Below are 17,435 nucleotides of genomic sequence, written 5' to 3' on the forward strand. Positions count from 1 at the left end.
ACTAGCGTGGAAACAGCTTGGCCCTGCACATGGTTCTAAGCCGCTCTTCGGCGTCATCTACGGAGCTCATGAGGTCGTCCACGGCCCCAGGCGTAAAGCCCGCAATGGTTCCGTGCGTGCGCGCAAAGGCGACGAGTGCGGGATTGAGAGTGACCTCCCTCACCCGCCTGAAAGCGCGTTGATCTGTCAGATCAAAAAACACCTCGCCTGTAGAAAGCGCATTTATCAAGATCTCTTGTGCGACGGCGAGCTTCTCTATCCGCTCAGGCGGAATTGGCTCGGCATTTCCAGCGTAGGCCCTGAGAAACATGTGGAGCTCGCGTTCATTGGCGCTGGCTGCCCGTATCGCCTCGCCACAGGCGGACACCTGTTGAGCTGCCAAGGCCTGAGCCTTCGGAGCGTCCCGAGCCGATACTGCTTGCTGACCCGCAATAATGACGGCGGCGAGAGCAGCGACGGCCGAAACGGCAGCGCTAACGTTGGCGACCACGCCAGCCTTTTCCTTTACGCCCGCCGGGCGGATGTAACGCACCTTGTTCATCGACGCATAGTTTCATCATTTGCATGCCAAGCGAACAGTCAGGTCGGCTGGTGTCTCCTTTAGGGCATCGACTTTGCGCCATGAGCGGACATCCGCGTCCACAAAAAAAGCAGACCTTCGAGGCCCACTGGCTTCGCCCTTCGGATCCAAGCGAAGGCCGCTCGGGATCGCCGATCAAATGGCGTCAAAGAAAAGGAAGGTGTCGCTGGCCGCGTCGCCGGCGCGGATCTCCCAGGCGAAATCGCATTGCTCGGCCAATAGCCGAAGGCTTTCGGCCGTATCCCTCGCTGGCCTTTCCTCCTGCCAGTAGAGGGACACGATCAGCCCCGCGACTCGAACCTCCGCCTCGTCGGCGCGGAGACAGCGCGCGGCCTTTATCGCTCTGTTCCGTTCCTTCTCCCAACGCGCCTCCGTCAGCGTCTCCGGCGTGAGCTGCTTGAACTCAAAACCCCAGTCGCGAGCTTCGGACGACATCCACAGATCGCACCGACCGGCGGCCGAGCGTCTCAAGTCCGCAGCGCTGCGTTTGGTGACGCCGAATTCGGCCAAACCAAGATAGCCCGCGCACGCGGCCGCGGATGCAAGCAGGCTGACGCTGGCAGTCTCATTGTAGGCGAAGGGGTCGTCTCCGAGTTCCTCGTCGAACCGTTCGACAAGGCCCGCCGCCTGTTCAAGCCACGGCGTCCAGTCGCGGACCTCAATCGTACGTTTGTCACCCTTGAGGAGGTGGAGACGAGACTTGGCCATGGGTCCATCCGAGGCGAAAGGCGAGAGCGTCAGGGCAATGTCGAAGGCGGATGCGCGTCGGTGATCCAGTATCGTCTGACGGCGGCGTCGCACATCGCATAGCCGTGACGGAGGAGCGCTTCGCCTTCGCCGACCTTCGGCGGCCAAAGTCTTACGGCGGCGGATTTGGCCCGCCGGCTGTCCGCCTCCGAGAGGCTCAACGCGCCCGGCGTTCCATAGGCTTGCGGGTCGTTGTGGAGCGACCAGGCCGCGACGGTCCGGCGCTCCGTCCGGGCCAAAGCGACCAGCCAACGCAGCCGATGGTTCTCGCCCTGCCGATGCATGACGCTCGTGACACGGCGCAACTGCTGCAACCAGTTCCGCGACGGTGTCGCCGTCTCATCGAACGGATCGCCGGCGTTGCTGACCAGGACCGTTTCAAACCGCTTCCAGACCGTCTCGAGTCCTAGGTTGTCGTAGATCCCGCCGTCCGCGACGATCGCGCGGGTCAGATAATCCCCTGAGCCCCTGTCCGCGTTTTCGAAGGGGTGAAGCTGGCCCGGTTCGAAGTCGAACACTACCGGCGAGAAGACGGGTGGGAAGCCCGAGGAGGCCGCCACGACCTTGGAGAGGGAGAAGGCAGGCGAGCGGACCTCACCCACCCGATGATCGGTCGCGCGGCGCCGACTGAACCGCCACAGGGAGTTCAATTGCATATTGGTGGCGTTGAAGACGAAGTTGGGCGTCCCGTCTCCCGGTTCAGGAAGATCCTGCAAAGTCGCCGTCCCGAAAAGTCCGTTCCGATAAGCGGCGGCCAGCGATTCGCCGGTAGTGCTGAACGGGTTGAGCAGTCCGGACACGCCGGTGAAGATGTCGATCCGGGCCGATGCGATGAACCGTTCGAACGGCGCCCGCACTACCGCCTCGAAATTGGTCGCTCGGCCCGCCGCATCGAAAGTCAGTCTCCACCAGTTCAGCGCCAGCCAAGCCGAGGTGATCGACCCGCCCGAGACGCTTGATATTCGGTCGATCCGACGCAGGGCGCCCAACTCATTGAGCCGGGTCAGAGCGCCAAGGTGGAACAGGGCCGCCTTGTAGCCGCCGCCGGACAGCGCCAGGCCGACACCAGGTCGGATGTCGCCGCCTAGCGGGTCGTTCCGGATCTGGAGGCGGGCGTCAGACGGGTCCGGAGCGAGCTCGCTCATGTGCGCCGAGACCTCACGTCAGATCCACGATCGTGTCGTGGAAGAACTTGGGATTGGCCAGGGACTGGGTTGAGAAATGGCGAGTTTCCCGTTCCAATTGGGTGACAAGGTCCACCCGCGGAACCTCGGTCTTGGCCTCCTCCTGACCATGCTTGCCGGCCATCGTCGACATCAGGGAGATCATCCGGACGCTTTCCTCGACCTCCTTCTTCTTCTCGAACAACCGCCACAGCTGCTTCGGCGTCGCATTCAGGCTGCCGTGATGTCCCACCTTATAGACATCGACCTTGGCTAGCCGCTTGCGGACGGAGGATCGTGACAGGGCGTAAGCCCAGTTCTCGAACTGGGCGTCCCCGGGAAACAAGAGAAACTTCCCGTTGATCTCAAACAGCAGGATGAGGCTGGTGTTGTTGAGCACGCTGTCCAGCCTGCGGACGATTCCCAGCAACTGGTCCTGCCGCATGCGCCTTGCCTGGCGGACAAACCAGCGCTGATCGACGGGGAAGGCCTGCGGGGTTTTCACAGCCACATCCTTGGGAAACAGCGGCGCGGCCTTGGCGTTGCCGGTTTCGGCCGCGCCGGTGCGCAGGCCTCGCGCCTGCAGGTGCCAGTATTCGTCCGCATTGGTGCTCGCCTGTTTCAGCACCTCTTTCGACTGTTTCACGGTCGGCGGTCCGAGGACATGAACCTTGACGCCGGGAAGCAGGGTGCCGAGGCCGGACTCCACGCCGTAGGAGGCGTAGACCGCCTTGCCCGACCGCCCCATCTCGATGAGGTTCTTCACCGCCGCGGCGTTCTTGATATTGTCGTCGCCTAGGAACTTGAGTTCGTCGCGCGCCTCGTCTGTGAAGAACTGCGAGCGCTTGGCTTCCTTCAGGGCGAGACCGGCGACGTCGTGCATGTTGTCGAGGGCTGCGAACTGCCGCATCTGCAGCGCTAGATCTCCGCTCGCCTTGGGCGCGGTCGCGTTGGGTTCGAGATCGGGATTCTCGGTCCACGGTTGGAGAACCAGCTCCGGGTTGAGCGCTCGGATGATCGCCCCGGGACCCTTGAGCTTCGCCCCGGGATCGAAGCCCGAGATATGGTCCTTGTGTCTGTGGGTGGCGACGACGGCCGTCAGACCTCCAGGCTTGCACTGGTCCTGGATGTCCTTCGCCACATCGAGCATGCGGCTTGGCGGCGCGTCCTTCGGCAGGCTCGTCGAGCCGAAGTCCATGAGAACGTGGCGATCGCCCTCGGGATACCGAAAGCTGAGCAGGAAACAGTCGCCGAAGCCGACCTGGTAGCTGCGGATTTGGAGGCTGGTGGGTGCGGTCATTTGGTTTTCACCCCGCCAGCCCGCGCGCCGCGTGTAGGGCCGCGAACGGCGAGGCCGCATCCGGTTTCCGGTCGAAATAGTCGGACTTGACCAGATGTTTTAGGCGGTCGGACTGCCGGGTTTTATCTTCAGGGGTGCGGCCGAGATGATTGGCGATCTGGTGCTTGAGGCGCCCGTATTCATCGAAGATCAGGGTGCCGCCGCCTAGAAGACGAACAGGAAGCCACTTGGGCAGACCATCGGGCGGCTCGATGCCCAGCAGGTCCTGAAGTTCGCCGACATCCAGGGTGAGGGTCTGGACGTATTCGGCCACCGTTTCCCTCAGGATGAAGCCGTCCGGCCCGATCCGGACGCTGGGCCGGACGGACTGAACCTCCAGATTGCCGACTCCTTCGACGCCCAGCGCCGCCCGGTTCTCCCACATGAAGCGGAAGACTTCTTCCTCGTCCCGCAGCATGGAGTCGTAGCGTGATCGGCTGTAGCTCAGCTGCGCGCCGTCGAAGTAGGGCCAGGCGCCGTCCGGACCGGCGCCGGCGGCCGGCGTGATCCCGAAGTCCGCGAAGTTCTTCTTCAGGGCGTCGCGATAGCCATATCGGCTGTCATCCGGGACAACCTCGCGGTCGATGGTCAGCACGGCGGCCAGATAGTCGGAAAACCGAAGGTCAGTCGGGGGGCAGTAGTCGATGGCCCGGATCATGATGGTAAGCAGATGGTCGGCCACCCGCGCGCCCTCTTCCACAACCAGGGTGCGGTCCCGACGTCCCCGTTCAATGAAGCCCACCCGGTCGATCCGCGACAACCAGATGTCCAGGAAGGTGTTCATCACCGCCGCCACCAGTAGCTCGCCGCGCCGATGCGGCGCTTCGAACGCGTCGTCATTCGCGTAGTTCGCCCCCGACTTGAGCTTGACCGAACGCCGCAGCGCGTCCCCGCGAAGTCCTGACAGTTCCTCACCCATTTCGTCCGCCAGGCCGGCGATCGAGTTCTCCAGCGCGGTGCGTTTCAGGTGTTTGCGCGAGACCAGCCGATCCCCGCCGGTGCCCCTGTCGAGCATGAAGCCGATGACGTCCTGCAGGGAAAAGACCGACAGCAGGGCGACGATGTCGGAAAAGCCCTCGTGGAAAGCCGCCTGGTCGGCTGAGGAGGGCTCCAGATACCGGGCGCGCAACCCATCGAGGATCGCATGGGTGGTCTCATGCGCTACGACGTCATGCGAGAGGCAGGTATAGACCATCGCGCCGGACTTGCCCTGAAAGTAGCCAAAATAGAGAGCTCTGTGTTCTCGCGAATAGAAGGCGTTCGGCTCGGCGAAGGCGTGTGGCGCCACGTTCAGCTGGTGTCCGTCGCACCCCCAGGCGATACGGCGACCGAGCGCGAACTCGAACCGCGCCAGAACCCGCATGATGATGGCGTAGACGTTCTGAGCGTGGAACGCCGGATCCTCGAGGATAGGCCGCACCGGCTTGCCCGTCGGCTCGGCTGCATCCGGCTCGGGCAGGACGGCGGGCTTGTAGAGGACGTTGGCGCTGACGTCGTAGTCGATGACGTTGACGCGGTAGCCGCGCGGACCGGCCGACAAGGCCTCGGCGGGCACCTCCACCTCGGCCGTGAGGATATCGGCACCTCGCCGGATTGAAGGATCTTGGGCGACAATGCAAAGCCGCCGCGAGTGCGGTGTCCGTGCGCTGACCTGCGTAGCTTCCGCCATGGCGCCCCCGCGACCCTTAAGTTGCTCTACCATTGATTGTTGAAGGCCGCAAAGTGGCCAGACCCGCTAGCACCTAAACTCGACGTGGTCTGAGGAGACCCTCCCTCAATCGCCTAGTTCTTCAGCGTGAAGGCGGCGATCCGAAAGCGATAGCTTGCCCGGCGGTTTCTGCTTGCCACTCACAGGTGCCCCGACGGGCCGTGGCAACCAAGTCAGTTCCGCGCCAGAAGCGGACATCGACAAGTTCGCACATAGCCGACCTTCTCCCTCTTGGATTGCGGAAGATGGAGCCGTTCCATGGCCGTGAAGGCGCGCCCCTGTGGTTCTCCAATTTTTTGCGGCGAGACCAGCTTGCCGAGCCTTGACGCTGTTCTGAACCTTTCTAATTTCTCCGCTGCCAGGCGCCGCAAGGGCCTGGCGGTCGGGAGGCGTCCGCTTCCGGGCGCCTCTCCATGTCCAACTTGCTCGTTCGAGGAGATGGAAATGAGAACGGCATATGACTTTTCGCCCCTGTACCGGTCGATGATCGGCGTCGACCGCTTGGCGGATCTCATCGACAGCGCGATGAGGAGCGAGGGCGACCGAAGCTATCCGCCCTACGACGTGGAAAAGACCGGCGAGGACGGCTACCGGATCACCCTGGCCGCCGCCGGCTTCGCGGCCGACGAACTGGAGATCACGGCCCAGTCCAACCTGTTGGTCGTCTCTGGCCGCAAAATCCGCGACGAAAAGGACGGCGAGCGCGCCTACCTGCACCGCGGGATCGCCGGGCGCGACTTCGAGCGCCGCTTCGAACTCGCCGACCACGTGGTCGTGACCTCGGCCGCCTACGACAATGGCGTGCTGGCGATCGACCTGGTCCGGGAGGTGCCCGAGGCGCTCAAGCCGCGGCGCATCGAGATCGCCGCGTCCGGCGAACCGCCCGCGATGCGCCGTATCGACAACCCTCAGCCGGAGCGCCAGGCCGCCTGACCGGCCGGCGTCCTCCAGACTCGGAGTCGAGGCGGCGAGGCTCCGCCTCGACTCCTCTCTGCAAGCCAGAAGAGGAGCAACACCATGAACGTACGTGATCTTGTCCCGTGGAACCGGTCCAGCGACCGGGATCGCAACCTGCCCGTGGCCGAGGGCCCGGGCGCGAGCCCGCTGTTCACCCTCCATCGCGAGATGAACCGGCTGTTCGACGATGTCTTCCGCGGGTTCGACGGCCCCGGCCTGTGGGGCGGACGCCTCGCCTGGCCTCAGATCGAGGTCCAGGACCACGAGCGCGAGTACCGGGTGACCGCCGAACTGCCCGGCCTTGAGGAGAAGGACGTCGAGGTTCTGTTCGACGACGGCGTGCTGACCCTGCGCGGCGAGAAGCGCCAGGAGACCGAGGACCGCAGCCGCGCCTTCAGCGAGCGCGTCTACGGCCGGTTCGAGCGGCGGCTCTCGCTCGGCGACATCGACGAGGACGCCATCCAGGCGACTTTCCGCAACGGGGTGCTGACGGTGATCGCGCCCAAGTCCGAGCAAAGCCGGGAACGGGCGAGGCGGATCCCGATCAACACCGGGATGACCAGCCACTGATCGCCGGCGCCGGCCCCAGACGGGGGCCGGCGCCTTCCCCTCCCCGCATGGACACCCCTGGGAGAAAGGAGAAGACAGGAGAGACGATGATGCGGCTTGCGACCTCGGAACAGATCTTCGAGCCCTACGGCGACATGCCGTGCAGCCTCAGGACCGCCTTGGAGCGCGGCGTCCGGCCCGCCGTGGGATTCCAGCACCCGGCGGAAGTTCTGAAGGACCGGGACCTGATGTACGACGAGAAGCGCGAGATCCTCTCGTCTTGGGCCTCGGACGCCTCGGCGGTGCGCGACGATCCACGCCTGCGATGGCTGCTGGGAACGCCCGAGCCCGTCCCGTTGGACGAGGTGCGTGCGGCGCTGAAACGCCTGGACGCGATGGCCCCTGCCAAGGACGCCCCGGCCCACTGACCATCCACGACACTCGGAACTCGACCATGCGCATCATCGATGTCCGCCCGCTCGCGGACGGCTGGACGGTCCAAAGCGATCAAATCGACAACGACCTCGTCTTTCTCAGCGGGCGGGCGGCGGAAACTGCCGCCATGGATCTCGCCGACCGGCTGGCCAGGATGGGAACGCCCTCCGAAATCCACATCTATCTGCGGGATGGATCGTTGGGCGGGCGCTTCTTGAGTCCAGCGCTCATCCCCGAGAAGCGAGCTGAGCGGCGACTTCGCGATCCCGCAATCGTACTAGAGGCGGCGTAGGCCCCGGGAGCCAAGGGCGGTGGCGGGTCAGGAACGCGTCGGTGAAGCGCCAGAAACGGACATTAACTTCCAACCCGAGAGTGGACCCTAGAGCCGCTCACCTAGTACTCCCAACCCCCTAATGCCCATCAGAGCGAAGGCTTACAGGCTGGTCGGAGGGACTGGCGCGCTTCGCTTCCCAGGTCGCGACGAGAAAGGTCGCCATGGCGCCGGCCAGATTGACCGCGAGTTCGGCGTGCCTCGGTAAGGGGCGGGCGCGAACGGGACCGAGGCTGTGCGCGTCTCCGAGCTTGTTACGCAGTGTCCCGAGACCTGAGACCACGGAATGGCATCCGGATAGGATCTGCTTGAAGACCTGTTCAGCGTGGTCGTCCGGCGCGAGGTTCAGTGTCTTGGCTAGGGTCCTATAGAGTTGGGGCAGATCAGCGCCATCGTCGAAGGGCTCGCCCGCCTGGGTCAGGATCCATTTGCAGACGTCTTCAAGAAGGGTTCGCGCCAGAGTGATGGCGCGCTGGGGATCGGTCTCCCGACTGTCCAGGGCGGCCTGCCATCGGGGGTGCACATCCCGGGGGTCGAAGGCCACCAGGGCGGCGGAAATCGCGTCTTCCGCCGGAGAGGCGGAGGCCCGCGTCTGGACCTCATAGATGGCGCTGCCGGAGCGTCGCCGGACGACCGTCAGCGCATAGCCGTCGTGGACGAGAATGGCGTTGATCCGGGCGGCGAGCGCGTCCTGTTCTTCGGGCGTCCGCATGATCGGATCGACGGTGAGGGCGAGAAAGCGGAAGAGACGGGCGTGGGAACAGGTTGGCAGACCCAGGTGCTCGAGGAGTTCCTTGCCCGACCAGTCCGGGTTGCGGATCACATGCTGGAAGATGTCGTCTTCCAGGGAGGATGCCTGCCCCCACTGGGGTTCCAGGGCCGGTGGCATCTGGCTGATCGGCCAGACCTTGCGGATGAGGTCGATCTCCTCGCACTGGGTGGCCAGGGGTGTCGTGTCGAACAGGGTCATGAGCCTGCGGCGCGTGATCTCCGTGACCTCGGCGGCCGAGAGATCGTCGATCCGGCCGACCTGCTCCTCCAGGTCGAAATTCTCCGCCTCTTCAAGTAGGGTGCGGGCGATGGCGAGGACCTCGGCCGGCGTCGCCTCCGCCAGTCGACGACTGGCGTAACGGACCTTGCTCCGAAAGGCCTCATCGCCGTCGCCGGGCGCCAGACCGAGGCGTGTGCATAGCGCCGGGACCTCATAGGCTTTGGCCTTGGCGATCTCGTCGGCGACAGTCGCCCGCAGGCTGGCGATCATCCGGCCTGGAAGGGTCGTTCTGGCGGGGTTAACGGTCATGAAGCCGGATTCTCCGAGGGTGTCTCCCGACCGTAGTCGTCGTCCTCCCACTCCCGACTGTAGTCCGGCTCGATATAGCCGAAGTCGACGACCTCGCCGTACCCGAGGAGTTCGACGTTGTAGACCGTCCAGGGGCTTCCCTCCTGTTCTTCGTCATGGTCGAAGGTGACGAGGGTGGTCAGTTCGAGTTCGTCCTCGGTCTGAGCCAGCGACGATCCCAGGCTGACATAGTCCTTGTCGATGGAGTCGTAGATCTGGAAGGTGAAGGCGGCCTCCGCGCTGATCCTCACCTTCAGTTCGACTTGGACGACCAGGCGATCGTGCCGGGCCTGGACGATTTCGAAGGCCTGCTCCGCCGGATCCTCGACATAGTCGAAATCGAGGAAGGTCAGGCTGACCTCTTCAGCCTCCACGCTGTGATAGCTCTCTGCCTCCGCAGTGGCGCTATAGCGGGAGACCTCACTGTCGAGACTGGAATAGAAGCCGGCCCGCAATTCCCAGTCGTTGTCCGTCTTGATCCGACGGAGCAGGTCGGCGGCGATCGTCATGGCTTCCGCCGTGTCCTTCTGCAGATCGGCCAAGGCGTCCGCGAGATCGGTCTGGACGTCGATCACCCCACTGGCTTCGGCGAAGGCCGTCCAGTCGCCGTCCCTGCTGACCGCCAGCACCCGCTTGTCATTGGCCCTCGCCCAGGCCTCCAGGGACAGAAGGGCGACCGCATCGGGAAACTCGCTCTTCTTCTTGCCCGTCGCGAACGGCGGTGCCGGTTTGAAGTAGCGGTCCATGACCTCCGGGAGCGAGACGGAGTCGTAGTCGATGATCTCGGCACCGGTCGCCTTGACGAAGGCCTCGAGACGGGATCGGGCCACCGCCTTCGGATCGATCGCCTTGAGGTCCGGCAACTCGAGCGGAAACTGACCGTCCTGCGCTTTGCGGAAGGCGCTCTGGAGGCCCCGCCGCGCCTCCTCGGCCTTTTCGGTCAGGTGCCGAAGTATCTCCCTGAGCGTGATCCGGGACAGGACGAAACGTATCGAACCGTCACGGAACTGGGCGATCTGGCCCAGCAACCCGCCTTCCAGGTCGAAGCCGTTCGCATGGATGACCTGGGTGTCGATGGTCAGGACGTCGTATTTCATATCGCCAGCCTAGCCGTTGGATCGTCTGGGACCAGCCCTCTAGGCCCGCCCCTGTCGGCAACCTCGGCCCTAAAGGAATTCGCCTATAACCCGGCTAAGGTCATCCATGCGCGAGGCGACGAGGCCGAATTCCCCGGCGCGCGAACGCGCCTGATCGACGGAGAAGTTCGGGCGAAGGCGTCGAAGGTCGATTGCCCGGCGAATGAGACGCTCCGGCGCCCGTGCGCCCAGGATGACGCCGTCAACCATCTCCGGCCGAACAGTGCGGTAAAGGGCGTCTTCCTGGGGCGGGCCGGACAGGACGACCCGATATTCCTGCTCATAAGCCCATTCGCTCGACTTGGTGCCGATGATGGCTCCCATGCTCTTGTTGGGATCGCCGTCGAACCAATGCAGTTGGGGCACTTCATCGCGATAGACGACCGGTCCTTTCCCGACATAGCCCTCCAGCCCTGCCAGTTCGTCCAAGACCTCGGCTTTGTAGCGAATGGCGAAGCCCCGGTGCGAACGGGCGTAGTGGGCCCACATCAGGTGGCTGTCCCACCTTTGGGCGAGGCAGAGCACATAGACCGAGCCGAGCAGATGGATGCGCGGCAGCATCTGGGTGGTCCAGTCCGCCGAACCGCCAGCGAAGGCGTCCCAGGCGTTGTCCAGTTGTTGCGGCGTCTTGTCGGGCGCATGGGCCAGATGCCAGGCGTCGAAGGCTTCTCGCGAGGCCGGAGCGACGGAAGTGAACTTGAACTCGAAGGGATCGTTGAAAGCCCAGGCCGCCCCGAATTTGAGTCCACCCTCGGCGACGGCCTTGTCGAAGATCTCCACGAGGGCGTCATCGTCGCCGCTGACGAACTTATACAGCATGGGATTCTCGGTCCGCTCAGTCGCCAAGTCGAAGCGTTAGTGCACCCCTTGGCCGTATTCCAGCCTGATGCGAGCCCGGTCGCGAACCGGGGATCGGTCCTCCTGTGCCCGACAGGCCAGACTGACCCCGCATCCCGGGCCTGACCGCGTCTCCGGGCCGAGGCGAAGGATGAGGAAGGACAGGAAGAACAGGATCGCCAGCAGGGCGACGAACTGAAGGGGCGACCGGACGGCGTTGATGACGGCGGCGATGTCGAACTTGAACATGGGATCTCGATCCGCCCGGCATTTGCGCTAGGCTCTTGGGGATGGAGATCGCCTTAGCGTCGCCCTTGGCCCGGCGGCGCACGCCCATCACGGCGCGGAGATCGGGTTCGTTTTACGTCCGAACTGCAGACGGGGCGCCACCCCAACAATGGCCATCGATCAGACCCCGTCCCCGTCGCCCGGGCTGGCGAACGTGGGGCCGTCTTCGAGATGGGATCGTCGGGTGGGCCGGTCAAGCCTGATCGCTTAGGCAAGAATCAGTCCTACGGCCGCCTAGCGGAGCGCAATTGGTATCAGGACCTTGCTGGTCGTAGAGCGGACCCGACGAGCGTCGTCTTTGAGTCATCAGGCGACGTCGAGTCGCCCGCCTTCGGAATGTCCGAGTCTGACTCAAAGCAGACGTCCGGAATGTCCGAATAGCGGTGAAATGGAGATAGTGCGCGCTCATCTCGACATCGGGAATAATGTTTTTCGGCGTGCGCTGAGCGGACTGACAGGGCGGATTGCCGATGGAAAAGATCGACGACTTCAGCGACGAGCGCCACAAGGCTTGGTGTATCCACTGCGGGGTTACGCTGGAAAACACGAACACCAACCGTGACCACACCCCAACAAAATCACTGCTTGGAAAACCGCTTCCGCACCACGTACCGCAGGTGCCGGTCTGCTCGTCCTGCAACAACGGCTTCTCTAAGGACGAGGCCTACTTGGTATCCTTCATTAGCTGCGTGCTGACCGGGTCAACGGAGCCGGACAAGCAGGTGATACCGGCAGCCTCCCGCCTTCTCACCAACAGTCCCGGTCTTCGGGCTCGGCTGGATCAGGCCCGCGTTGCAGACGCCGCTGGCAACACCACTTGGATGCCCGAGACAGAGCGCCTTGAGCGGATCATCGTGAAGAACGCTAGAGGCCACGCCTTCTTCGAGCTCGGCGAGCCCTTGCGTGATGATCCCGTCGCGGTGGCGAGCGTACCGCTGACCGTGATGTCTCCAGAGCTGAGACGGAACTTCGAGAAGGTCGACTGGGAGGTCTGGCCCGAGGTCGGATGTCGGCTGATGTCGCGCCTCATCACCGGCGACGATGTCGTCGATGGGTGGATCGTTATCCAGCCTGGCATTTATCGATACGCTGTGATTCAGGACGACGGCATTGTCGTTCGGTCCGTCATTCGAGATTACATCGCCACGGAGACCCGGTGGGCCTGATACAGGCCCGCCGACTTTCGTCTTCCAATGCACTGAGATTGAAAGCCAAGCTTCGGACCCGCATAACTGGCGAAAGGCCAGCGGGTCGCGAGAATGGACAAGGGGGAGGCGATTATGGCGGAAGAGTTCACCTTCGAAATCTCGCTGAGCGTGCTCAATCACTTGGGCAGAAACCTCTATCGTAACTTCGTCACGGTCTTGGCGGAGGCCATCTCCAATGCGTGGGACGCGGAAGCTAACAACGTCTGGATCGATATAAACACCGCAACCTCGACCTTCTCGATCAAGGACGATGGGATCGGCATGACGCCCGACGATTTTCAGAACAAGTTTCTGAAGATCGGCTACTCGAAACGCCGGAATGGCGACCGGGCCACCGCCGACGGGCGCCCCTACATCGGCGCAAAGGGCATCGGGAAGCTCGCTCTGCTGTCTTGCGCCCAGCGGGTCTCAGTCTTTTCGAAGACGGCCGGCGGAGAATTCACGGGCGGCGTCATCGACAACACCGGCCTCGATAATGCGATCAAGAGCGACAACACGGCCGACGAGTATCCCCTCGAGAATCTGGATTTCTCGCTTATCGAGGATCTGGCGGTTGACCACGAGCACGGCACCATCATCGTCTTCCAGGGGATGAAGGAGCAGCTGCGTAGCTCGCCTCAGCACATCAAGAAGATGCTGGCGATGAGCTTCAAATTCTCGGTGCTGGATGAAGCTTTCAACATCCATGTCAATGGCGAGCGGGTAGGGGAAGAGGATCTGAAAGATCTCGCGCAGCATACGGAATTTCTTTGGATCGTGAATGCGTATACGGACGATTTCCTCAAGACATTGAACAGGCTCAAGGGGGAGCCAATTTCATTGACAGCAGCGCTGAACGTCCAAGGGTTCGCTGCGACGGTGGAAATGCCTCGCAACCTGAAGATTACCGGGACGGACGAACGCGCGACTATCGATCTGTTCGTCAATGGACGGCTCCGCGAGAAGAATATCCTCCGGCACATTCCCACCCAGAGGATCGTCGAGAGTTACCTCTACGGGCAACTGCACTTCGATATCATGGACCGCGAGGGAGCCGACCCCTTCACCAGCAGCCGCGAAGGCGTGGTCGAGGACGACGACCAATTCCAGGCGCTGATGAAGTACGTCAAGGAAGGACTTCTGCCGGAGATCATCAACCGTTGGGACGAGCTTCGCCTCGACCGAAATCTGGAAGGCGACGAGGAGAACCCGAGACGGTCTAAAAAGCAGAGAAAAGCCCGCGACCTTTACAACGCCACCGTTGTCGAGTTCGAACTTGGGGACGACGACGCAGGCAAGGATATCGTGGACGGCTGGTTGGGCGATCTGAGAAACGACGCCGAGTTCAACCTTCAAGCCTACATCGACTGCTTCCTGTCCGAAAACATAGTTCGCAAATACATCGTCTATCGAGGCGAGCCGCTCAAGGGGACAATTGCGCGCGACGCGGAGGAGTGGCGCAAGCGCGAAGCGGAAGCCAAGGAGGCCGCAAACATCAGTTTCCAGTTGCGGAAATCCGAAGAGGATCTCGATTATCTGGGAATGGATTCCCTCGCCGTCGCCGTTGAGGGCTCAAAGCTCAATGTCGGCGCCTCGCTTTGGCGAGATGCCCTATCCTACAAACCTGTGCGAAACGCCGTCGGGCACACCGGTTTGCTTCACCAGAACGCCAAGGTTCACCTGAGCAACACGTACGAGAACATCAAGGCGCGCATCAGAAAACTCCTCAAAACAGTCCAGCCGCCGCACAGCAAGGCCCGCTGAAGGTCTCATGATGGCGAACGGTGCGACGCCCATGTGGCGAGCGGCGCGACGATAACTGTCGCATTGGTTGCGCTTGATCCGAACGCCAGCCTAGACTGTGCGTCAGCATATTCAGGATGGGGAAAATGGCGCGGACGTTTCGGCTCATTCGCGCCGGGGGCGGCGCAACGGGTCCGAAGGGCGCGGCTCCGGCCGCAGACGATCCGATTGTCGTTCTGGCGGAAGACTGGCGCGAGCCGTCCGAGGCCTGCACCTATTCGGTCGTCATCGGAAACAACGGCTCGGGAAAGAGCCGGCTCCTCGGCAATATCGCCAGCGAGTTTGTCCGGCTGCAGCGGGGCGCCAGTGGACGTGGCGGACGTTCTCGCAGGATCGATGTCCTCGATTTCGTGGTCGATGGACGGCCTTCGGGCAGCGCGACATTGTTCGAGGATGCCTGGTCATCACCGCCGATGGTCGATCTCCTGCCGGAGCTTCCATCGCGCGTCATCGCGGTCGCACTGACCTCCGTCGACAAATTCCCACTCGAGCCGTCAGGGTCCAGTGACGACATCGTGGAGCGCGAACTGTCCGACGTCAGCGATGACGAGCAGTTCTACTGCTATGTCGGGATGCGGGATCGCACCAATCGCGCATCGATCTCCGCCCTGCTGTATCGCGCCCTGGAGGGGCTGGATCGCGCCCGCAGTGCCGCGGACAACGAGCGGCTCAGCCAAGTCTTCGAGTTTCTCGGGTACGCAGCGGAGGTGCACGTCAAGCTGAATCTGGCGATCACCCCGGACGTGGCGGCCTTCGTTCGTGGGGAACGTGATCTCGACGCGTCTTCGAGCACCGACTCGCGTTTGCTTGCGCGCCTGCGGTCGGCGTCGAGTTCGAAACGCTATTCCGAAGCCTGGCTGCGGGCCGCCCTTCGCCCCTTCGTGGATTCGGCGAACAGGAAGATCATCTACACCATCACCTTCGATGGACGATCGACGCCGCGCCCCTTCGACATGGAGGCTCTGCGACTGCTGCGACGCTTGGGCGCGCTGACCCTAGCGAATGTCATCGTTCGTCGGCCCGATGGCGTGACCCACGACCTGCGCGAGGCCAGTTCCGGCCAGATCAGCATTCTGACCGTCTTTCTCTCTGTTGCGGCTCATCTCCGCGATGGAAGCCTGATCCTCATCGACGAACCCGAAACCAGCCTTCATCCAGAATGGCAAAGCCGTTACATCAACCTGATGCGGGAAGTCTTTTCGACGTTCAGCGGCTGTCACTTCATCTTCAGCACACACAGTCCGCTGATCGTCGCCGACATGCCCAAGGGGGCCAGCATTTATTCGATGGACCGGCGCGAGACCGTGTCGAACTCGGATATGATGGGGCGGTCGCCGGATTATGTAATGGCCCGCGCCTTCGATGTGGTGGAGCCGTCGAACCTTTATCTTCGCGATGTGCTGGCCGAAGCGCTTCGCCTAGTCGGCGAACGAAAGATTGGGTCCGAAGCGTTTGAAAAGCAGCTCACAGAGCTCGTCCGGCTATCCGAGACAATGGACGACGGCGTTCAGGTCAAGCAGATCGTAAAGGACCTGCAAGACGCCAAGGCGGAGCTGTCGCTAGATGGCGACTAACGCGATCAAGTACACTGCGGACGAAGTGGCCCTGATCAAGACCGTCGGCGAGCGGGAGCTCGATTGGGGCTGCGATGAGCTGAACACCCTCAGAGGGCGGATCAAGCAGTTCTATCTCAAGGATCAGGGGCTGCGATGCTGCTACTGCCGCCGCCGTAACGCCACCACCCATGGGCGCGCCTGGGACATTGAGCACGTGATCGCCCAAGCTTCGCACCCGACCTTCATGTTCGAACCTGCGAACCTCGCGGTCGCCTGCATCGACTGCAACTCCGCCAAGAGCGACCAAGTTGTTCTGGTCAAGCCGCGCAAAACCTTCCCCCGAGAATCCGCAGCCTATTCGATCGTTCATCCGCACTACGATAAGTGGGAGGAGCACTTCATGTTCGGGACTGTCGTCTACGCGGCCAAAACGGCCAAGGGGGCGAGAACGATTGAACTGTGCAGGCTGTGGCGGTTCTACGAGCTTGAAGGGCAGGACGCTCTCTTCGGCCAGGATCGACGCTATGCCGATCTCGCGGAGCAGGTGCTTTTCGCCAGGACGGCGCATGAAGCCGAGCCATCTGTTCTAGCCATCAATGCGCTAATCAAACAGGCCGTCGAAGCCGAGGTCAGGGCTGGGGATACGGATCAAGCCTGAGCTTTCTGGCCAGTGCGACCTGGGCGAACCTGTGCAGGTCGAAGTCGGTGCGCCCGTAGAGTCGAACGAGGCCGCCCTCAATCATCTCGAGGCCCACGTCTGCATCCTCGGCGGCGGCGAGAACCTCGCCCGCGAGTTTCCGCGGGAGGAACATGGTGACGAGCGGAAAGGCTTCAGCGTGTCGCCCGCCGAACCCTCCGGCGTTGCAACTCCGGACCGTAACCGCCCCAATCGCCGACAGGGCGAAGGCAGCGCTGATGACGCCGAGGTCGAGCCCCCAGAAGTCCTCTTCCGGCGTTTCGACTTGGTCCAGCTCCTCACGCCAGGCTTCGTACTCGGCGTCCATGTCCGCCGACGCCCTAAACCGGTCGAAGAGCGCGGCTTCGGCTTGGATCGCGGCGGCGACCAGATCCCAATCCACAGACCGGATATCGCGGTAGAGATGGTTGCCCTCCAATCCATAGTCCTCACCCGCGTCCGCCTCCTCATCGGAAATCTCGGCGAGATCGGCAAGCACGATGCGTCTCCGGAGCGGCTCGTCATAAATTCGGTGACCGAACGCAGTCGCTGACATTCAGGAACTTGCCCCCTCCTGAAAAAAGAACAAAATAGCAACTCGACTAATTCAACTTCTGGCGCCATTGTGGCGCCATGCAGCGAGATTCGACAACTTCTACGACCACAGCGCCCGATCGCATCAACCTGCGGCTTCCGGCGGGTGTGTTTGCCCAGATAGACGCAAGTTGTGCAGCGCGGGCAGGACGCGTTTCGCGCAACACCTGGGTTGCGGAAGCGGTAAGAGAGAAGTTGGCGCGGGAACTG

18 protein-coding genes are annotated in these 17,435 nt (G+C 62.8%); 8 read left to right on the forward strand and 10 right to left on the reverse strand.

Annotation, left to right across the window (positions count from 1 at the left end):
* Position 1: 1 nt before the first annotated feature.
* The 5 genes from AC07NB_RS06820 to AC07NB_RS06840 all read right to left on the reverse strand — a co-directional run bounded on the left by AC07NB_RS06820 (position 2) and on the right by AC07NB_RS06840 (position 5,498).
* A complete protein-coding gene (locus AC07NB_RS06820; RefSeq protein ID WP_494571827.1) occupies positions 2-541 on the reverse strand; it encodes a hypothetical protein in 540 nt (179 codons plus the stop codon).
* Positions 542-715: 174 nt separating this feature from the next.
* Positions 716-1,288, reverse strand: a complete 573-nt coding sequence (locus tag AC07NB_RS06825; protein WP_494571828.1) for a hypothetical protein — start codon at positions 1,286-1,288, stop codon at positions 716-718.
* 29 nt (positions 1,289-1,317) lie between these two features.
* Entirely contained in the window at positions 1,318-2,472 is a 1,155-nt protein-coding gene (locus AC07NB_RS06830; protein ID WP_494571829.1) for a patatin-like phospholipase family protein, read from the reverse strand.
* A 13-nt stretch (positions 2,473-2,485) separates the two neighbouring features.
* Positions 2,486-3,790 (reverse strand): hypothetical protein, encoded by a 1,305-nt coding sequence (locus AC07NB_RS06835; RefSeq protein WP_494571830.1) that lies wholly within the window; start codon positions 3,788-3,790, stop codon positions 2,486-2,488.
* Positions 3,791-3,797: 7 nt separating this feature from the next.
* Positions 3,798-5,498: a hypothetical protein gene (locus tag AC07NB_RS06840; protein WP_494572566.1), complete on the reverse strand. Its 1,701-nt coding sequence runs from the start codon at positions 5,496-5,498 to the stop codon at positions 3,798-3,800.
* A 483-nt stretch (positions 5,499-5,981) separates the two neighbouring features.
* On the opposite strand from AC07NB_RS06840, the gene AC07NB_RS06845 reads away from it, so the two are divergent.
* The 4 genes from AC07NB_RS06845 to AC07NB_RS06860 all read left to right on the forward strand — a co-directional run bounded on the left by AC07NB_RS06845 (position 5,982) and on the right by AC07NB_RS06860 (position 7,770).
* On the forward strand, positions 5,982-6,470 hold the full coding sequence (locus tag AC07NB_RS06845; protein ID WP_494571832.1) for an Hsp20 family protein: 489 nt from the start codon (positions 5,982-5,984) through the stop codon (positions 6,468-6,470).
* A gap of 84 nt (positions 6,471-6,554) precedes the next feature.
* Positions 6,555-7,064 (forward strand): Hsp20/alpha crystallin family protein, encoded by a 510-nt coding sequence (locus AC07NB_RS06850; protein WP_494571833.1) that lies wholly within the window; start codon positions 6,555-6,557, stop codon positions 7,062-7,064.
* A gap of 89 nt (positions 7,065-7,153) precedes the next feature.
* A complete protein-coding gene (locus tag AC07NB_RS06855; protein ID WP_494571834.1) occupies positions 7,154-7,471 on the forward strand; it encodes a hypothetical protein in 318 nt (105 codons plus the stop codon).
* Positions 7,472-7,497: 26 nt separating this feature from the next.
* Positions 7,498-7,770, forward strand: a complete 273-nt coding sequence (locus tag AC07NB_RS06860; RefSeq protein ID WP_494571835.1) for a hypothetical protein — start codon at positions 7,498-7,500, stop codon at positions 7,768-7,770.
* A gap of 118 nt (positions 7,771-7,888) precedes the next feature.
* Here the strand turns inward: AC07NB_RS06860 and AC07NB_RS06865 are convergent, their stop codons facing one another.
* From AC07NB_RS06865 to AC07NB_RS06880, 4 genes are all read right to left on the reverse strand, one after another.
* Positions 7,889-9,070 (reverse strand): abortive infection family protein, encoded by a 1,182-nt coding sequence (locus AC07NB_RS06865; RefSeq protein ID WP_494571836.1) that lies wholly within the window; start codon positions 9,068-9,070, stop codon positions 7,889-7,891.
* A 35-nt stretch (positions 9,071-9,105) separates the two neighbouring features.
* Positions 9,106-10,245 carry a PIN domain-containing protein gene (locus AC07NB_RS06870; protein ID WP_494571837.1) on the reverse strand — a complete coding sequence of 380 codons (1,140 nt, stop codon included), beginning with the start codon at positions 10,243-10,245 and terminating at the stop codon, positions 9,106-9,108.
* A 69-nt stretch (positions 10,246-10,314) separates the two neighbouring features.
* Positions 10,315-11,103: a DUF2971 domain-containing protein gene (locus AC07NB_RS06875; RefSeq protein WP_494571838.1), complete on the reverse strand. Its 789-nt coding sequence runs from the start codon at positions 11,101-11,103 to the stop codon at positions 10,315-10,317.
* A gap of 36 nt (positions 11,104-11,139) precedes the next feature.
* The gene (locus tag AC07NB_RS06880) at positions 11,140-11,370 is read right to left on the reverse strand and encodes a hypothetical protein (RefSeq protein WP_494571839.1); all 231 of its coding nucleotides are present in this window, start codon (positions 11,368-11,370) and stop codon (positions 11,140-11,142) included.
* Between the two features lie 509 nt (positions 11,371-11,879).
* Here AC07NB_RS06880 and AC07NB_RS06885 point away from each other — a divergent pair.
* The 4 genes from AC07NB_RS06885 (at position 11,880) to AC07NB_RS06900 (ending at position 16,613) form a co-directional block, all read left to right on the forward strand.
* Positions 11,880-12,575, forward strand: coding sequence for a hypothetical protein (locus AC07NB_RS06885; RefSeq protein WP_494571840.1), 696 nt, complete (start codon positions 11,880-11,882; stop codon positions 12,573-12,575).
* A 114-nt stretch (positions 12,576-12,689) separates the two neighbouring features.
* On the forward strand, positions 12,690-14,360 hold the full coding sequence (locus tag AC07NB_RS06890; protein ID WP_494571841.1) for an ATP-binding protein: 1,671 nt from the start codon (positions 12,690-12,692) through the stop codon (positions 14,358-14,360).
* 125 nt (positions 14,361-14,485) lie between these two features.
* Positions 14,486-15,973: an ATP-binding protein gene (locus AC07NB_RS06895; RefSeq protein WP_494571842.1), complete on the forward strand. Its 1,488-nt coding sequence runs from the start codon at positions 14,486-14,488 to the stop codon at positions 15,971-15,973.
* The gene (locus AC07NB_RS06900) at positions 15,963-16,613 is read left to right on the forward strand and encodes an HNH endonuclease (protein WP_494571843.1); all 651 of its coding nucleotides are present in this window, start codon (positions 15,963-15,965) and stop codon (positions 16,611-16,613) included. The genes AC07NB_RS06895 and AC07NB_RS06900 overlap by 11 nt, the downstream gene beginning before the upstream one ends.
* Here AC07NB_RS06900 and AC07NB_RS06905 read toward each other — a convergent pair.
* Positions 16,585-17,130: a hypothetical protein gene (locus tag AC07NB_RS06905; protein WP_494571844.1), complete on the reverse strand. Its 546-nt coding sequence runs from the start codon at positions 17,128-17,130 to the stop codon at positions 16,585-16,587. The genes AC07NB_RS06900 and AC07NB_RS06905 overlap by 29 nt on opposite strands.
* Positions 17,131-17,435 lie beyond the last annotated feature (305 nt).

The organism is Brevundimonas sp. GW821-FHT09G01 (assembly GCF_059416065.1).